Annotated in this window: 14 protein-coding genes; 5 read left to right on the top strand and 9 right to left on the bottom strand. The window is 57.2% G+C overall.

Features of this window, described 5'->3' with window-relative positions; genetic code table 11:
* Positions 1–119: 119 nt before the first annotated feature.
* On the top strand, positions 120–1586 hold the full coding sequence (gene guaB / locus E0L20_RS22325; protein ID WP_131635825.1) for an IMP dehydrogenase: 1467 nt from the start codon (positions 120–122) through the stop codon (positions 1584–1586).
* A gap of 68 nt (positions 1587–1654) precedes the next feature.
* Positions 1655–3232, top strand: a complete 1578-nt coding sequence (gene guaA, locus E0L20_RS22320; RefSeq protein WP_089597818.1) for a glutamine-hydrolyzing GMP synthase — start codon at positions 1655–1657, stop codon at positions 3230–3232.
* 88 nt (positions 3233–3320) lie between these two features.
* Here the strand turns inward: guaA and E0L20_RS22315 are convergent, their stop codons facing one another.
* From E0L20_RS22315 to E0L20_RS22300, 4 genes are read right to left on the bottom strand one after another with little or no spacing between them, the layout of a single operon-like run.
* Positions 3321–3542 (bottom strand): hypothetical protein, encoded by a 222-nt coding sequence (locus E0L20_RS22315; RefSeq protein WP_131635824.1) that lies wholly within the window; start codon positions 3540–3542, stop codon positions 3321–3323.
* Positions 3517–4260 carry an alpha/beta fold hydrolase gene (locus E0L20_RS22310; RefSeq protein ID WP_131635823.1) on the bottom strand — a complete coding sequence of 248 codons (744 nt, stop codon included), beginning with the start codon at positions 4258–4260 and terminating at the stop codon, positions 3517–3519. Before E0L20_RS22310 ends, E0L20_RS22315 begins: the two co-directional genes overlap by 26 nt.
* A gap of 9 nt (positions 4261–4269) precedes the next feature.
* A complete protein-coding gene (locus tag E0L20_RS22305) occupies positions 4270–4731 on the bottom strand; it encodes a DUF6130 family protein (protein WP_131635822.1) in 462 nt (153 codons plus the stop codon).
* A 52-nt stretch (positions 4732–4783) separates the two neighbouring features.
* Positions 4784–6013 (bottom strand): MFS transporter, encoded by a 1230-nt coding sequence (locus E0L20_RS22300; protein ID WP_131635821.1) that lies wholly within the window; start codon positions 6011–6013, stop codon positions 4784–4786.
* A 96-nt stretch (positions 6014–6109) separates the two neighbouring features.
* Here E0L20_RS22300 and E0L20_RS22295 point away from each other — a divergent pair, with 96 nt between their 5' ends.
* Entirely contained in the window at positions 6110–6991 is an 882-nt protein-coding gene (locus E0L20_RS22295; RefSeq protein ID WP_131635820.1) for a LysR family transcriptional regulator, read from the top strand.
* A gap of 5 nt (positions 6992–6996) precedes the next feature.
* On the opposite strand, the gene E0L20_RS22290 is transcribed toward E0L20_RS22295, so the two are convergent.
* Positions 6997–7185: a YfgG family protein gene (locus E0L20_RS22290; protein ID WP_131635819.1), complete on the bottom strand. Its 189-nt coding sequence runs from the start codon at positions 7183–7185 to the stop codon at positions 6997–6999.
* A gap of 350 nt (positions 7186–7535) precedes the next feature.
* Here E0L20_RS22290 and E0L20_RS22285 point away from each other — a divergent pair, with 350 nt between their 5' ends.
* Complete coding sequence (locus E0L20_RS22285) at positions 7536–9776, top strand: EAL domain-containing protein (RefSeq protein WP_131635818.1); 2241 nt, start codon at positions 7536–7538, stop codon at positions 9774–9776.
* A gap of 4 nt (positions 9777–9780) precedes the next feature.
* Here the strand turns inward: E0L20_RS22285 and ppx are convergent, their stop codons facing one another.
* The 4 genes from ppx to purM form a co-directional block, all read right to left on the bottom strand.
* A complete protein-coding gene (ppx, locus tag E0L20_RS22280) occupies positions 9781–11319 on the bottom strand; it encodes an exopolyphosphatase (RefSeq protein ID WP_131635817.1) in 1539 nt (512 codons plus the stop codon).
* Between the two features lie 3 nt (positions 11320–11322).
* Positions 11323–13383 carry a polyphosphate kinase 1 gene (gene ppk1, locus E0L20_RS22275; RefSeq protein WP_131635816.1) on the bottom strand — a complete coding sequence of 687 codons (2061 nt, stop codon included), beginning with the start codon at positions 13381–13383 and terminating at the stop codon, positions 11323–11325.
* A 229-nt stretch (positions 13384–13612) separates the two neighbouring features.
* A complete protein-coding gene (gene purN / locus E0L20_RS22270) occupies positions 13613–14254 on the bottom strand; it encodes a phosphoribosylglycinamide formyltransferase (protein WP_131635815.1) in 642 nt (213 codons plus the stop codon).
* On the bottom strand, positions 14251–15288 hold the full coding sequence (gene purM, locus E0L20_RS22265) for a phosphoribosylformylglycinamidine cyclo-ligase (RefSeq protein WP_131635814.1): 1038 nt from the start codon (positions 15286–15288) through the stop codon (positions 14251–14253). The genes purN and purM overlap by 4 nt, the downstream gene beginning before the upstream one ends.
* Before the next feature lie 265 nt (positions 15289–15553).
* Here purM and E0L20_RS22260 point away from each other — a divergent pair.
* Positions 15554–16980, top strand: a 1427-nt coding sequence (locus E0L20_RS22260) for a 6-phospho-beta-glucosidase (protein WP_131635813.1), incomplete at its 3' end; no start/stop codon positions are given.

Below are 16980 nucleotides of genomic sequence, written 5' to 3'. Positions count from 1 at the left end.
GATAGTAACCTGCTGAGAGGCAATCGCAAGCATTTTTTTCAAAAAAGTGTAGATGCAATCGGTTACGCTCTGTATAATGCCACGGCAATATTTAACCACCCAGGTCAGAGATATTGCCCATGCTACGTATCGCTAAAGAAGCACTGACGTTTGACGACGTCCTCCTCGTTCCCGCTCACTCCACCGTTCTGCCGAATACTGCCGATCTCAGCACGCAGTTGACGAAAACCATTCGCCTGAACATTCCTATGCTCTCTGCGGCAATGGACACCGTGACCGAAGCGCGCCTGGCTATCGCCCTGGCACAGGAAGGTGGCATCGGCTTTATCCACAAAAACATGTCTATCGAACGTCAGGCGGAAGAAGTTCGCCGCGTGAAGAAACATGAATCCGGCATCGTGTCTGACCCGCAGACCGTTCTGCCAACCACCACGCTGCACGAAGTGAAAGCCCTGACCGAGCGTAACGGCTTCGCCGGCTATCCGGTTGTGACCGAAGAGAACGAACTGGTCGGTATCATCACCGGCCGTGACGTGCGTTTCGTGACCGACCTGAACCAGCCTGTCAGCGTGTACATGACGCCAAAAGAGCGTCTGGTCACCGTGCGTGAAGGCGAAACCCGCGACGTGGTGCTGGCAAAAATGCACGAAAAACGCGTTGAAAAAGCGCTGGTTGTTGACAGCAGCTTCCATCTGCGCGGCATGATCACCGTTAAAGATTTCCAGAAAGCAGAACGTAAGCCTAACGCCTGTAAAGACGAGCATGGCCGTCTGCGCGTCGGCGCTGCGGTTGGCGCAGGCGCAGGCAACGAAGAGCGCGTTGACGCGCTGGTTGCTGCGGGCGTTGACGTCCTGCTGATTGACTCCTCTCACGGCCACTCCGAAGGCGTTCTGCAGCGCATTCGTGACACCCGTGCAAAATACCCTGACCTGCAAATCATCGGCGGCAACGTGGCGACGGGCGCAGGCGCTCGCGCGCTGGCAGACGCTGGCTGCAGCGCGGTGAAAGTGGGCATCGGCCCTGGCTCAATCTGTACTACCCGTATCGTGACCGGCGTGGGCGTTCCGCAGATCACCGCCGTGTCCGACGCGGTTGAAGCGCTGGAAGGCACCGGTGTCCCGGTTATCGCCGACGGCGGTATCCGCTTCTCTGGCGACATCGCTAAAGCTATCGCCGCGGGCGCCGCTGCCGTGATGGTAGGCTCCATGCTGGCCGGTACCGAAGAATCCCCGGGCGAAATTGAACTCTACCAGGGCCGTTCTTACAAATCTTACCGCGGCATGGGCTCCCTGGGCGCGATGTCCAAAGGCTCCTCTGACCGTTACTTCCAGACCGATAACGCCGCTGACAAACTGGTACCGGAAGGTATCGAAGGTCGCGTTGCCTATAAAGGCCGTCTGAAAGAGATCATTCACCAGCAGATGGGCGGCCTGCGCTCCTGTATGGGCCTGACCGGCTGTGGTACCATCGACCTGCTGCGAACCAAAGCGGAATTCGTACGCATCAGCGGTGCGGGTATCCAGGAGAGCCACGTTCACGACGTGACAATCACCAAAGAGTCCCCGAACTACCGTCTGGGCTCCTGATTTTCTTCGCCCGACCTCGTGTCGGGCGATTTATTTAATCTGTTTCACTTGCCTCGGAATTAGCGTCAATGACGGAAAACATTCATAAACATCGCATTCTCATCCTGGACTTCGGTTCTCAGTACACTCAGCTGGTGGCGCGTCGCGTGCGTGAACTGGGCGTTTACTGTGAGCTGTGGGCGTGGGATGTCACGGAAGCACAGATTCGCGAATTCAATCCAAGCGGCATCATCCTGTCCGGCGGCCCGGAAAGCACCACCGAAGAGAACAGCCCGCGCGCGCCGCAGTACGTGTTCGAAGCCGGCGTGCCGGTATTCGGCGTGTGCTACGGTATGCAGACCATGGCAATGCAGCTGGGCGGTCACGTTGAAGGCTCTAACGAGCGAGAGTTCGGCTATGCGCAGGTTGAAGTCGTTACCGACAGCGCGCTGGTGCGCGGTATCGAAGACTCCCTGACCGCAGACGGCAAACCGCTGCTGGACGTGTGGATGAGCCACGGTGACAAAGTTACCGCCATCCCGTCTGACTTCGTGACCGTTGCCAGCACTGAAAGCTGCCCGTTCGCCATCATGGCGAACGAAGAAAAACGCTTCTACGGCGTGCAGTTCCACCCGGAAGTGACCCACACCCGTCAGGGTATGCGCATGCTGGAGCGCTTCGTGCGTGACATCTGCCAGTGTGAAGCCCTATGGACTCCGGCAAAAATCATCGACGACGCCGTTGAGCGTATCCGCCAGCAGGTTGGCGATGACAAAGTGATCCTTGGTCTGTCCGGCGGCGTGGACTCCTCCGTAACCGCGATGCTGCTGCACCGCGCCATCGGCAAAAACCTGACCTGCGTCTTCGTGGACAACGGTCTGCTGCGCCTGAACGAAGCCCAGCAGGTCATGGACATGTTCGGCGACCACTTTGGTCTGAACATCGTTCACGTGGAAGGCGAAAAGCGCTTCCTGGACGCGCTGAAAGGCGAGAACGATCCGGAAGCGAAACGTAAGATCATCGGCCGCGTGTTCGTTGAAGTGTTCGACGAAGAAGCGCTGAAGCTGGAAGACGTGAAGTGGCTGGCGCAGGGCACCATCTATCCTGACGTCATCGAGTCTGCGGCCTCCGCAACCGGTAAAGCGCACGTCATCAAATCTCACCACAACGTGGGCGGCCTGCCGAAAGAGATGAAGATGGGCCTGGTTGAACCGCTGCGCGAGCTGTTCAAAGACGAAGTGCGTAAGATCGGTCTGGAACTGGGTCTGCCGTACGACATGCTCTACCGTCATCCGTTCCCGGGTCCGGGTCTGGGCGTGCGCGTGCTGGGCGAAGTGAAGAAAGAGTACTGCGACCTGCTGCGTCGCGCGGACGCTATCTTCATTGAAGAGCTGCACAAGGCTGACCTGTACAACAAAGTGAGCCAGGCGTTCACCGTGTTCCTGCCGGTTCGTTCCGTCGGCGTTATGGGCGATGGCCGTAAGTACGACTGGGTTGTCTCCCTTCGTGCGGTGGAAACCATCGACTTCATGACCGCGCACTGGGCGCACCTGCCGTATGACTTCCTGGGCCGCGTGTCTAACCGCATCATCAACGAAGTGAACGGTATTTCCCGCGTGGTGTATGACATCAGCGGTAAGCCACCGGCGACGATTGAGTGGGAATAATTCTCCAGCTCTTATAGCGCTGTAACATACTAAGCCCGCGATAATGCGGGCTTTTTTTATTTATACTGTCGTGTAAACCACCAGAATATTAGCGCCAGCAAACTGACCGCCCCTCCGGGCAGGCATACGCCGCACCGATGACATGCCCCTGTTTGAGCAGGGCGAGCGACACTCGCTGTTGGCTGATAAGCGTACGGGCAAGCCGGTTCGCTTTATGACGCCAGCGGCGCATGACGGCACTGCGCTGATGGCGGGAGATACTGAGGTGCAGAAGGTCGATGAGCTTAGTGAGCGTCCACCGCCTGCTCAATCGTCCGGGCGATAGCCTCCGGATGGCTCACCATCGACACATGGCTCGCCGCCACCTCCGTCGTTTTCGCGTGGATTGTTTTCGCCATCGCGCGCTCAAGTTCGGGATTGATCATCCGGTCGTTTTTGCTGACCACATACCAGCTCGGTTTGTCGTGCCAGGCCGCGTGGGTCACTTTCTCTGCAAACGCATCGGCTTTGATTGGCCCCTGGGTTGCGGCGATAAGTTTCTGTTCCTCCGGTTTTACGTCAGGGGCGAAATCTTCTCGCACGGCTTTTGGCGGCAGAGATAAATACCCGTCTTCACCTTTGGCGATACCCGCACTCCCCGGCGGGGCAGGGAAGCGCCCCGCCAAATCCGCTACAGACTGCCCGGAATCAGGGGCAAACGCCGCGACGTACACCAGTGATTTCACGCGTGCATCGTTACCGGCTTCACCGATCGCTGCTCCGCCCCAGGAATGACCTACCAGCACCACCTCGCCATGCGCGCGGGCAATGGCGCGCTGCGTGGCGGCGACGTCATCTTTTAGTGAGGTAAGCGGCAGCTGCACGGCGATAACCTCGGTGTTCCTTTCCTGCAGCCGACTAATCACCTTATTCCAGCTGCTGCCGTCTGCAAACGCGCCGTGCACCAGGACGACGCTGGTTTGATTTTGGGCAAACGCGCCGGTCGACAGCGCTAGCAGGCCCGCCGTTAAGATCGATATTGTTTTCATCTTCAGCCCTTAAAAGTGATGGATTTCCGCATGCGGCGGCACGGTGAATTCAACGGTTTTGTGGTCGATCGGTTTATGCGTCGGATCGGCAAGAATAACGGTCACTTTATGTTTACCCGCGGGCAGCCCGACCAGGATCACCGGCTCACCGCTGGCGTCAGCCCAGTGCCAGGGCGCGTCATCCACCACGACGTGAATATGGCCGATACGGGGAGCAATTTTTAGCGCCTCAGGACCGAATACCGGCTCAATGCGCAGATTTTCGACGCGGTATTGAATAAATACCGCACCTTTACTCAGCGGGCCGGGCAGCGGCGGGTCAACAACCAGCTTCGCCGGCGGTTGCGGATGTTCCAGCGGCGCAACCGCCGCCGGGCCATTGACCTCTGCGGCGCTGAGGCCGCTCAAGGGCTCGGCCCACGCGGAGCTGGCCAGCGTGAATAACGAGAGCAGCAGATAGCGATATTTCATTCAGATGTCTCCTGTGCAGGTAAAAAATGACGACAGGCACAGAAGACCACTTTTATGTATCGGCGATGTTTGCCGGGGAGGGCTTTTTGTACCGCTTTGTCTGCACGGCACTCTGGATACAGTGCGATACACGTTGTGGGGCGTGGCGGCGTACCATCGCGACGGCGAGCCCCGCAATCAGCAGCGTTAACGCGGTGGAAACCCACATTGCCCCGCCGATCCCCAGCGTCTTATTCAACCACGCATACGCAAACGGCGATGCCGCCGCCGCCAGCTGCCCCGGGATAAGCAGCAGCCCAGTGCGGCTGGCATAGCTTTCCGCGCTGAAAAGCGCGAGGGGCAGCGTTGCTTTGACGATGGTCACCAGCCCGTTGATGGCGCCATAGCCCAGCACAAACCCGGCTGCGCTCCAGGCGAAAAGCGAGCTGCTTAACCCGATAAGGAAGCAGACCGGCATTGCCAGGGCGGTAAAGCGCGTTAAGCTGAGCGGGGTTAAGCGAGCGCCTGCCAGTACCTCCATAAATCGCGCGCCGGTCTGGCCGATCCCCCAGAGCATCCCAATAGCAACCGGCAGACCAAAGTGGGTAATAAACTCCGGCAGGTGTGTGGAGGTGCCGTTAGAAACGAAGGTAATCAGGGCAATAAATACCGCATAGAGCCAGCCGTCGCGCCGCTCGCTGTTCGTGGCTTTGCGCTTTTTATTCACGCCAGCGGTCAGCCGCTGGCGTGGAAGATTGTAGATAAGCATCGCGCTCAGCAGGCCAAAAAGCGCATAGACAGCCAGCGCACCCTGCCAGCTCACGATCGTTAGCAGCGCATCCCCCAGCGGCCAAAAGACGGCTGAAGCTAGCCCGCCCGCCAGCGTAATGCGCGAAATGGTGCTTCGAGCCTGCTGTCCGTACAGGTTCACCAGCGCGGCGAACAGCGCATCATACAGTGACAGGCGCATACCGATGCCGGTGAGAAGCCAGGCGCAGTACCAGCCTGCAAGGGAGGGCAGAATTGCCATCGCGAGGCAGCCAGCGGCAATCAGCAACGTGCCGCTCATCACCACCCGCCGTCCGCCCACGCGCGTCAGCAGACGGGCGACAAACGGGGAGACGGCCGCCATCATCAGCATTGCCAGCGTCAGGCCGAGATAGATTTGCGGCGAGGTCCACCCCCTGTCGGCTGCAATTGCCCGGGCAAAGGTGCCGGGCATATAAAAAGAGATCCCCCAGTTGATGAGCTGGTTACATCCCGCGGTGAGGGCGAGGCGGCGAGGAAGGGCAGGTGTTTCCATGTTTTTCATTCCGTTATGCAGTTGTCGTCAGCATAGCGGGCACGGTATTGTGCTGGCAGGTCAGCGCGCTTATGCGCGGTATAAGAGAAACTTTGAATGACAACGCTCAACCTGGTACATCTCGCCACCTTCCGTATGGCGATCCGGCGCGGCAGCTTTTCGGCGGCGGCGGATGCGCTGGGGATTTCCCAGCCTGCCGTCAGCCTGCAGATACGCCAGCTGGAGCAGTTCCTGCAAACGCGGCTGGTGGAGCGCACCGGACGCGGTATCAACGCTACGGCGGCCGGACAGGCATTGCTGGTGCACGGGGAACGTATTGAGCAGGCGGTGGATGAGGCGATCCGCTCCGTGAGCGCGTTCAGCCACGAGGTGTGCGGCACCATTACGCTGGGTACGGGCGCGACTGCGTGCATCCATCTTCTGCCGCCGCTGCTGCAGCGGCTTCGCGGCGACTACCCTTTGCTCCGGGTGGCGGTGACGACGGGAAATACACTCGATATTGTGCGGGCCGTTGAAGAGAATCGGCTGGATATGGGGCTGGTGACGCTTCCGGCTGGCGGACGCGCGCTGGACGTGACGCCGGTCATGGATGAAGAGTTCGTCTTTATTGCGTCGCTGGCGCAGCAGGAGGCGTTTAGCGGCCTTACGCCCGAGGTCTTACAGACCCAGCCGCTGATTGCTTTTGAATCAGGGAGCGGAACGCGAACGCTGATCGACGCCTGGTTTGAAGCCGGCGGGTTTACCATCGCACCGGTCATGCAGCTTGGCAGTATTGAGGCCATCAAAAGGATGGTGCGCGCGGGGCTGGGTTATAGCATCGTGCCGCGTATGGCGGTAAAGCAGGCGTCGGATCGCGAAGGGTTAGACGTTCAGTCGCTCACGCCCGTTCTCCAGCGAAGGCTGGCCGTGGTGATGCGTCAGGACAGGGTCCTTAGCAAAGGCATTGCGGGCGTAATCAGGATGCTGCACGACCAATAATCTGGCTAGCGGTCGGGCGTTTCGACGGTCAGGCTGGTTTGCTGCGTCTGGACTTTGTCCTGGTGGTGATACCAGGCACCAATAGAAGAATAAACAAAGCGGCCAAAGAAAAACAGGAAGCTGATGAGCAGTATGATGCGGGTCATCCGAGTATTAAACCGATGTCGTTTGTGCATGCGCGTGACCTGACTCACTGTGTTTTTCCTGGGCATACCCTTTTGGGCGATGCGGATATTAAGGCACAGCGGGAAGGCAGGGTCAATTCGGGGATGTGTAAAAATCCGTCAATGTTTACATTAACGCATGTTATTAAAAATAACGAATGTATTTTCTGCGTTGATAATACAAAGAAAATTGGCCAAAAAAATCGTAATAAATAGTCATTTGAGTAAATTAGTTTGATTTAAGTCAACGGAATTCCGGCGTCGATAACTAAAATCCCTCCTCCATTATGTTCGCAGGCGTTAAGCCTGGGCATGTACGTCAGGTTGGATGCCTGTCTTTATTTTCCCTCAGGAGCAAAAAGGGGTTTAACCGGGCATCTATGAAAATTCTCCAGTTCCTGACGCGCCAAAAAGACCGCTGGTGGGCACTTCCCCTTATTTTACCCGTCGTTTTACTGCCCGTGCTCAGCGTGGTGAATACCCTGACGCAGCTGGGCGACGGCATTGTGGCGCTCTACTATCTGCCGCTCTCTTTCCTGCTGACGATGATGATGTTCTTTGGCGTGGAAGCGCTTCCCGGCATCGTGCTGTCGCTGTTTTTTCGCTACTACGCGTCAGTGGGGCTGTTTGAAACCGTTGCCGGTATCCTCCATTTCATTGTTCCCATCGTACTGAGCTGGGGCGGGTATCGCGTGTTTGCCCCCCGGCGCAACATGACGGCCTATGGCGATGTTCGTCTGATGGCACAGCGTATTTTTTGGCAGGTATTCTGCCCGGCAACGCTGTTTCTGGTGCTGTTTCAATTTGCGGTCTACCTCGGCATTTACGAGAGCCGCCAGAGCCTGGCGGGGCTGAACCCCTTTAATATTCGTACGCTTATCAACTATCAGGCGCTGCTGGTCAGCGGGCTTACCGGCGTGCCGCTGAGCTATCTGCTCATTCGCCTGATCCGTCATCCGCGCTATGTTCGGACGCTGTTCTCACAGATCCGCGCGCAGATAGACAAAAAGGTGACGGCTGTAGAGTTTCTGATTTGGGCTGGCGCGCTTGTCGGTTTGCTCACGATGCTGTTGATCCCCATGAATGAGAACAGCTCTATTTTCAGCACCAACTACACGCTGTCGCTGCTGATGCCGGTGATGCTCTGGGGGGCGATGCGCTTTGGCTATAAGCTCATGTCCATCGTCTGGACGCCGGTCCTGCTGGTGTCGATTCACTATTTTTACCGCTATATACCGCTTCATCAGGGCTATGACATCCAGCTGGCGATCACCTCTTCCAGCTACCTGGTTTTTTCGTTTGTAGTGATATACATGTCGATGCTGGCGACGCGCCAGCGTGCCGTGAACATCCGCTCCCGCAGGCTGGCGCTGCTCGATCCGGTGGTTCACATGCCGAATCTGCGGGCGCTGTCCCGCGACCTGGCAAAAAATCCGTGGTCGGCGCTCGGCCTGTTGCGTATTCCCGAGCTTGAAGTTCTCGGACGTAATTACGGCGTGCTGCTGCGTATTCAGTATAAGCAGCAGCTGGCACAGTGGATAAACGGCATCTTGCAGCCCAATGAGCGGGTCTATCACCTGACGGGCTATGACCTTGCGGTTCGTCTTAACTCCGAGTCTCATCAGCAGCGTATTGACGCGCTGGATGAGCATATCAAGCAGTTCCGCTTTCTCTGGGATGGTATGCCGCTGCAGCCTCAGGTTGGGGTCGGTTACTGCTATGTGCGCTCCCCGGTGAACCATCTGTACCTGGTCCTGGGAGAGCTGGGCGTTATTGCCGATCTGTCAATTTCCACCAACCATCCCGAGAACCTCCAGCAGCGTGGCGCCGTGCATCTGCAGCGTAGCCTGAAGGATAAGGTGGCGATGATGAGCCGCCTGCAGCGTGCCCTCGATCAGAGCGAATTCACGCTGATGGTCCAGCCCGTGCGCGGCCTGCGGGGGGATCGTTATCACGAAGTGTTGCTGCGGATGCCGGATGACAACGGTAATTTCATTGTTCCCGATCGTTTCCTGCCGGTGGCGCAGGAGTTCGGGCTCTCCTCACGCGTCGATTTATGGGTGCTGGAACGTACCCTGGGCTTTCTTGCCGAGCATCGTGACCGGCTTCCGGGCCAGCGTTTTGCCATCAATCTGGCGCCTTCCACCGTTTGCAGAGCGCAGTTTCCGCTTGAGGTGAGTCGCCTGCTGGCGAAGTACTCGGTTGAGGCGTGGCAGCTGATTTTCGAAGTCACGGAAAGCACCACCTACGGTAACGCCGAGCTTGCGATCCATACCCTCAGGCAGCTGCAGAAAATGGGGGTGCGGATTGCAATTGATGATTTTGGGACGGGCTATGCGAGCTATGCGCGGTTAAAAAGCGTGGATGCCGACATCCTCAAGATTGACGGTAATTTTATTCGCAATATCGTCAGTAACAGTCTGGATTATCAGATTGTGGCCTCTATATGCCATCTGGCGCGCATGAAGAAGATGCTGGTGGTGGCAGAGTATGTTGAAACCGAGGAGATACGTAGCGCGGTGCACGCGCTAGGTATCGACTATGTGCAGGGATCGTTGATCGGCAAGCCGGTTGATCTTGACTCCCTGCCTGAATCAAAGGCGTCGCTGGCGGACGCCTGAGCGCTTACGCCGCGACGTCTGAACTCTCTTCTTCAATCTTCAGCAGCCAGCCGGTAACGGCTTCCCAGTACTGCTGCTCTTTTTCCAGATCCAGCAGTACCAGCGCGTTCTGGCTGAACCAGTCGTGCGGGAAGCTCAGCGTCCAGTGGTGATCGTCGGTTTTCAGCTTCAGCGTAGGCGGCGTGGTCGTCGCCTGGCGTTGATTATTCAGCAGCACGCCGAGACGCAGCAGCTGGATAAGCGGCAGGAACTGCTTTTTCTTAAACAGCGTAAAGCGCGGCAGGTCGTCGAGCTTGATGGCTTTGCGGTGGTAACGCACCAGCGTGGCCATCATGGTTTGCTGCTCCTGGTTGAAGCCGGGCAGATCGCTGTTTTGCAGAATGTAGGCCGAATGGCGATGCATCCCGCTGTGGTTAATGTTCAGGCCCACTTCGTGCAGCATTGCAGCCCATTTCAGCAGGGCGGCAAGCTGGGGATGCGCCAGCTTAGGATTCTGTTCCTGCCACTGATCGTACATCTGGACGGTGGTTTCCAGGACGCGCTTCGCCTGCTCGCGGTCGATGTTGTACTGGTTTGCCAGGCTTTGCGCGGTGCGGCTGCGAATATCCTGATGACGGAAACGGCCTTCCATCTCGTACAGCACGCCTTCGCGCAGCGCGCCGTCGGAAAGCCGCAGCTCCTTAATCGCCAGCGCGTCAAACACGCCGCAGAGGATCGCCAGCCCCGGCACGAACACCGATTTCCGCTCATCGGAAAGACCCGGCAGGCTCAGGGCGTCGAAGCTCTTGTGCTTCAGCACTTCTTCGGTGAGCAGGACCAGGCGTTCAGGGGTAATAATTCCGTCTTTCTCACCCATCGCCAGCAGCACTTCGTGCGCGGCTTTAATCGAACCCGATGCGCCCAGCGCAACGTTCCAGCCCTGAATACGATACTGCCAGGCCAGATTTTCCAGTTTTTGTACCGCCGCCATGCGCGCGCGCTGGAAGTTTTCGCGAGTAATCGCTCCCCCAGGGAAGTACATCTGCGCGAAGCTGACGCAGCCCATGCGGCGGCTTTCCACCAGGCGCGGCTCGAAGTCCTCGCCGATAACCAGCTCAGTTGAACCACCGCCGATATCGATCACCAGCTTGCGGCCTTTTTCCGGCTGCGTATGCTCCACGCCCATAAAAATCAGACGCGCTTCTTCGTTACCGGAGATGATCTCAATCGGATAAGGGATAACCTTTTCCGCACGCTTGAGGAACTCCGGCGCGTTCAGCGCCTGGCGCAGCGTATGGGTACCGACGATACAGACGCTGGACGGCGAGAAGCCCTGCAGGCGTTCCGCAAACAGGGACAGGCAGTTCAGGCCCCGCTCCATGGCCTCTTCGCTGAGCATGCCGCGCGCGTCCAGGCCATCGGCCAGATGCACGCGCTGCTTGAGACGGCCAATGATCTGCATTGCGCCATCCACCTCACGGGCGATGACCATGTGGAAACTGTTAGAGCCAAGATCGACCGCGGCGAACTCCTGCGGTCGTGGGGTCTTATCATTTATCGGCATAGGTTAATCGGGTTGCTCGAGTGATTTGATATAGTCGTAAATCGCCAGCTGTGACCGCACTTTGCGGCGGTTGCCGCGCGGCACGTAGCGGTTACTGAGTTCTTTGTCGATATAGCGTGCTTTCACCGTATCGCTAAACAGTATTTCGATAATGTCCAGGATCCGCTGCTTCAGACGCGGGTCCAGCAGCGGGGTTGCAACTTCAATTCGGTAATCAATGTTGCGCGTCATCCAGTCTGCGGAAGAGAGATAAACCTGTTTATCGCCAGCGTTATCGAAAATATAGACCCGGTCATGCTCCAGATAGCGGTCAACGATGCTAATGACGCGAATATTGTCGCTGATGCCTTCCAGTTCGGGGATCAGCGAACACATGCCGCGGATCAGCAGGTTGACCGGCACGCCGGAGCCGGAAGCGGCATACAGCCTGTCTACCAGCCCTTTGTCGACCAGGTTGTTGAGCTTCAGGGTAATGCCGGAAGACAACCCTTTCTGGGCATTGGCGATCTCTTTGTCGATCATATCGTACAGCAGGCGGCGTGAGTTCTGCGGCGACACCAGCAGATAGTCGAAGCTCACCGGACGATACGGATTCTCGATGAAGTTAAACACCCGACGCACTTCGTTGGTGATACGCGCATCGGCGGTCAGCAGCGAGTAGTCGGTATAGATGCGCGCGGTTTTCTCGTTAAAGTTCCCGGTACCAATGTGGGCGTAACGCACCACGTCGTCACCCTCCTTACGGGAGATCAGGAACAGCTTGGCGTGAATTTTCAGCCCCGGCGCGGAGAAGATCACGTGAACGCCGGCTTCGGTCAGGCGGCGCGCCCAGTGGATGTTGGCCTCTTCGTCAAAGCGCGCCTGCAGCTCAACCACCACGGTGACTTTCTTGCCGTTATGCGCCGCGTGGATCATCGCATCGATGATGCGGGAATCTTTTGCCACGCGGTAGATGTTGATTTTGATCGCCAGCACGTTCGGGTCGAACGAGGCCTGGCGCAGCAGCTCCAGCACGTGTTCAAACGTATGGTACGGATAGTAGAGCAGGACGTCGCGCTCGCGGATGGCGTCGAATCCGTTGCGGAACTTATCGAACCAGATATGGCGCAGTCGCGGCAGCGGTTTATTCACCAGATTGGCCTTGCCGACGTTCGGGAAGCCAATAAAGTCCTTAAAGTTGTGGTAGCGCCCGCCGGGAATAATCGAATCGTAGCGGGAGATGGTCAGCTTATCGCGCAGCATTTCGACCATCGCGTCCGGCATATCGCGCTGATAGACGAAGCGCACCGGCTCAGCGGTCAGGCGCTGCTTGAGGCTGGACGACATCAGCTCCATCATGCTGGCTTCCATCTCGTGCACCAGGTCATATTCGGCGTCACGGGTCATCTTCATCGAGTAGGCGTTTAACGCGTCGTAGTCGAAGAAGCCTTTGAAAATGTCGTCCAGACAGTAGCGCAGAATGTTATCCAGCAGGATCATCGGCTTGCGGCGACGGGGCGTTTCCGGCGGCAGGTTCACAAAGCGCGGAACCTTATCGGACGGAATTTCCAGCAGCGCGTAGCTAATGTTCTCACCGCGAATGATTTCCACCGCCAGATAGGTGTAATCGTCCTTCAGGAACTGCACGAGGTCGGTTTCGCGATTGATCAGAATAGGGGTGATGTGCTGGCGCAGGTAGTGTTTGAAGTAGTGGCGCAGCCAGGTCTGTTGGTTAACGGAGAGCTGGCGTTCGTTAATCAGGAAGATTTGATTACGCGCCATTTCCAGCAGCAGCTCGTTGTAGAGGCCATCAAACTCCTGATCGGCTTTCATTACGCGAGACTGGATTTTTCCAAGCAGATGGCGCGAGTGGGAATTTAAACCCTGCTCTTCGCTGATGATGATCCGCCGCTTCAGTTCGGCAAAGCGAACCTTGTAGAATTCATCCAGGTTGTTGGAATAAATACCCAAAAAACGCATACGCTCAATCAGCGGGTTACTTTTGTCTGCCGCTTCCTGGAGTACACGCTCGTTAAATGCTAACCAGCTTAGCTCTTTCTCGATATATAACTTTTCCTGACCCATTACAGCTCACACTCCAGTTCAATCACAGGACGTGGTAAATCCGTCTCGTCCTTATTATGGCGAGCATTTCCACGATATGTCCAACAGTGCCAGAAAAGTATGACAGTTATTTTTTTTGTTGGGGATTTTAGAGGGTTGGAGAAGGGATTGTCGGGTGGCGCTGCGCTTACCACGACCTACGGAACCGTAGGCCCGCGCAAGCGAAGCGCCGCCGGGCAATTCAAACAAACTACTCGTCAGCCGCATAGCCCTGCGGTGGAAGCTTAACGCCGTCCAGCCAGGCAGCGCCGTCGCGCATCTCAAGACGTCCGTCGACAAACCAGCTGACCACCAGCGGGTAAATGGCGTGCTCCTGAGCCTGCACGCGTTCGGTTACGTCGTCTTCGTTGTCGCCATCAAAGACCGGCACTTTCGCCTGCAGAATAACCGGGCCGCCGTCGAGCTCGTCGGTAACGAAATGCACGGAAGTACCGTGCTCTTCGTCGCCGTTTTCCAGCACCTGACGGTGGGTGTGCAGGCCGGGATATTTCGGCAGCAGGGAAGGGTGGATATTCAGCAGTCGACCGGCGTAGTGTTTGACAAATGCCGGGCTAAGAATACGCATATAGCCGGCCAGCACCACCACGTCCGGCGCGTACGCATCAATTTCCAGAACCAGCTCGCGGTCAAAGGCCTCACGCCCGGCGAACTGGCTGGCTTCCAGCGCGTGCGCGGGAATATTCGCTTCCCGCGCGCGCTCAAGGCCGAACGCGTCGGCCTTGTTGCTGAATACTGCCCGAATGGTGCCATTGATTTTCTTCTGCTTGCAGGCGTCTATGATTGCCTGCAAATTGCTTCCGTTGCCGGAAATGAGCACCACGATGTTTTTCATTCGATGACCACACGCTGTTCGGAATCGGAAGCTTTAATCGTACCGATTTTCCACGCGTTTTCACCTTTTTCATTCAGGAACTTAACCGCTTTGTCCGCTTCGTCTGCTGGCAGGGCAATCAGCATGCCCACGCCGCAGTTAAAGGTGCGGTACATTTCGTGAGAGCTGACGTTGCCCGCGGTCTGCAGCCAGTGGAAGACGGACGGCCACTGCCATGAGGATTCGTCGATCACCGCCTGGGTGTTGTCCGGCAGCACGCGCGGGATGTTTTCCCAGAAGCCGCCGCCGGTCAGGTGGGCAATAGCATGAACGTCAACGTTCTCGATCAGCTCCAGAATATTTTTCACGTAGATGCGGGTCGGGGCCAGCAGGTGATCGGCCAGCGGTTTACCGTCAAGCTCGGTGGTCTGCGGGTCGCAGCCGCTCACTTCAAGGATTTTACGCACCAGGGAGTAGCCGTTGGAGTGCGGGCCGCTGGAGGCCAGCGCAACCAGCACATCGCCGTCAGCCACTTTGCTGCCGTCGATAATTTCTGATTTTTCTACCACGCCGACGCAGAAGCCCGCGACGTCATAATCTTCGCCGTGGTACATGCCCGGCATTTCAGCGGTTTCGCCGCCCACCAGCGCACAGCCGGACTGCAGACAGCCTTCGGCGATACCGTTAATCACGCTGGCAGCGGTATCCACGTCCAGTTTGCCGGTCGCGTAGTAGTCGAGGAAGAACAGCGGCTCAGCGCCCTGTACCACCAGGTCGTTCACGCACATCGCCACCAGATCGATACCGATGGTGTCGTGACGCTTAAGATCCATCGCCAGGCGCAGCTTGGTGCCAACACCGTCAGTTCCCGAGACCAGAACAGGTTCACGATATTTTTGCGGCAGCGCGCACAGTGCGCCGAATCCACCCAGACCACCCATCACTTCAGGGCGGCGGGTTTTTTTCACCACACCTTTGATTCGGTCAACCAGCGCATTACCTGCGTCAATATCAACACCGGCATCTTTGTAGCTGAGAGAAGTTTTGTTGGTCACGGCTTAAATCCCCACGCGATTGCATAGCTAGTAAGAAAAATCGGCGCAATTCTAACAGTCCAGGCAAACGTTTGCGAGCCTATTCTCGGCGCGCGTGTTTTTTTTCTTTCGCACGGACGCAGGCCGCCAAACTTGACTCCGTTCACGAAAATGAAACCGGTTTCGGTGAACTGCTTGCAACGCAGAGCCCCTTTACACATCATTGGACTGAAACCGGTTTCTGTAACTGTTTTTGCAGAAAATAACGCAGAATGAGGGAAAGCGAATGTCAGGATTTAAAGCAGGTTTTCTGTGGGGTGGTGCCGTTGCCGCGCATCAGCTCGAAGGCGGCTGGAAAGAGGGCGGAAAAGGCGTTAGCGTTGCCGACGTCATGACCGCCGGCGCGCACGGCGTGCCGCGTGAAATCACCAACGGCGTACTGCAGGGGAAAAATTACCCTAACCACGAAGCCATCGACTTCTACCATCGCTATAAAGAAGACATCAAACTCTTTGCCGAGATGGGCTTCAAATGTTTCCGTACTTCTATTGCCTGGACGCGTATTTTCCCGAAGGGCGACGAGCTGGAGCCGAACGAGGCTGGCCTGAAATTCTATGACGATCTGTTCGACGAATGCCTGAAGCACGGTATCGAACCGGTTATTACCCTTTCCCACTTTGAGATGCCGTTCCACCTGGTCACCGAATACGGCGGCTGGCGCAACCGTAAGCTGATCGACTTCTTCGTGCGTTTCGCAAAAGTGGTGTTCCAGCGCTACCAGCACAAGGTGAAGTACTGGATGACCTTTAACGAGATCAATAACCAGGCTAACTTCCACGAAGACTTTGCCCCGTTCACCAACTCCGGGCTCAAGTACGCGCCGGGCGAAGACCGCGAGCCGGTAATGTTCCAGGCCGCGCACTACGAGCTGGTGGCCAGCGCCCTGGCGGTAAAAGCGGGGCGCGAGATTAACCCGTCGCTGCAGATCGGCTGCATGATCGCCATGTGCCCAATCTATCCGCTGACCTGCGCGCCAGACGACATGATGATGGCGATGAACGCCATGCACCGCCGCTACTGGTTCACCGACGTGCACGTGCGCGGCAAGTATCCGCAGCATCTGCTCAACTACTTCGAGCGTCGCGGCTTCGCGCTGGATATCACCGAAGAAGATAAAGCGGCGCTGATGCAGGGCTGCGTGGACTACATCGGGTTCAGCTACTATATGTCCTTCGCTACCAAGGCGACGCCGGACAACCCGCGGCTGGATTACGACGAGAGCAAGAGTCTGGTCTCTAACCCATACGTGCAGAAATCCGACTGGGGCTGGCAGATTGATCCGGTGGGGCTGCGCTACTCCCTCAACTGGTTCTGGGATCACTACCAGCTGCCGCTGTTTATCGTTGAGAACGGCTTCGGCGCGATCGACGTGCAGGAGAGCGACGGCACGGTGAACGACCAGTACCGCATTGACTACCTCGCCGCGCACATCAGCGAGATGAAAAAAGCGGTGGTGGAAGACGGTGTTGACCTGATGGGCTATACGCCGTGGGGCTGTATCGACCTGGTCTCTGCCGGAACCGGCGAAATGAAAAAACGCTACGGCTTTATCTTTGTCGATAAAGACAACGAAGGGAACGGCACGCTGAACCGCAGCAAGAAGAAATCATTCGACTGGTATAAGCAGGTGATTGCGAGCAACGGCGAGCAGCT

The organism is Enterobacter wuhouensis (genome assembly GCF_004331265.1).
Lineage (GTDB): Bacteria > Pseudomonadota > Gammaproteobacteria > Enterobacterales > Enterobacteriaceae > Enterobacter > Enterobacter wuhouensis.
Note: the sequence above shows the minus strand (reverse complement) of the source record. Positions and strands in the feature narration are given on the sequence as shown.

Bases quoted from the DNA above. Each gene is read 5' to 3' on its own strand.
- guaB (WP_131635825.1), top strand. From the start codon at position 120: ATGCTACGTATCGCTAAAGAAGCACTGACGTTTGACGACGTCCTCCTC.
- guaA (WP_089597818.1), top strand. From the start codon at position 1,655: ATGACGGAAAACATTCATAAACATCGCATTCTCATCCTGGACTTCGGT.
- E0L20_RS22310 (WP_131635823.1), bottom strand. From the start codon at position 4,260: ATGAAAACAATATCGATCTTAACGGCGGGCCTGCTAGCGCTGTCGACC.
- E0L20_RS22305 (WP_131635822.1), bottom strand. From the start codon at position 4,731: ATGAAATATCGCTATCTGCTGCTCTCGTTATTCACGCTGGCCAGCTCC.
- E0L20_RS22300 (WP_131635821.1), bottom strand. From the start codon at position 6,013: ATGGAAACACCTGCCCTTCCTCGCCGCCTCGCCCTCACCGCGGGATGT.
- E0L20_RS22295 (WP_131635820.1), top strand. From the start codon at position 6,110: ATGACAACGCTCAACCTGGTACATCTCGCCACCTTCCGTATGGCGATC.
- E0L20_RS22285 (WP_131635818.1), top strand. From the start codon at position 7,536: ATGAAAATTCTCCAGTTCCTGACGCGCCAAAAAGACCGCTGGTGGGCA.
- ppx (WP_131635817.1), bottom strand. From the start codon at position 11,319: ATGCCGATAAATGATAAGACCCCACGACCGCAGGAGTTCGCCGCGGTC.
- ppk1 (WP_131635816.1), bottom strand. From the start codon at position 13,383: ATGGGTCAGGAAAAGTTATATATCGAGAAAGAGCTAAGCTGGTTAGCA.
- purN (WP_131635815.1), bottom strand. From the start codon at position 14,254: ATGAAAAACATCGTGGTGCTCATTTCCGGCAACGGAAGCAATTTGCAG.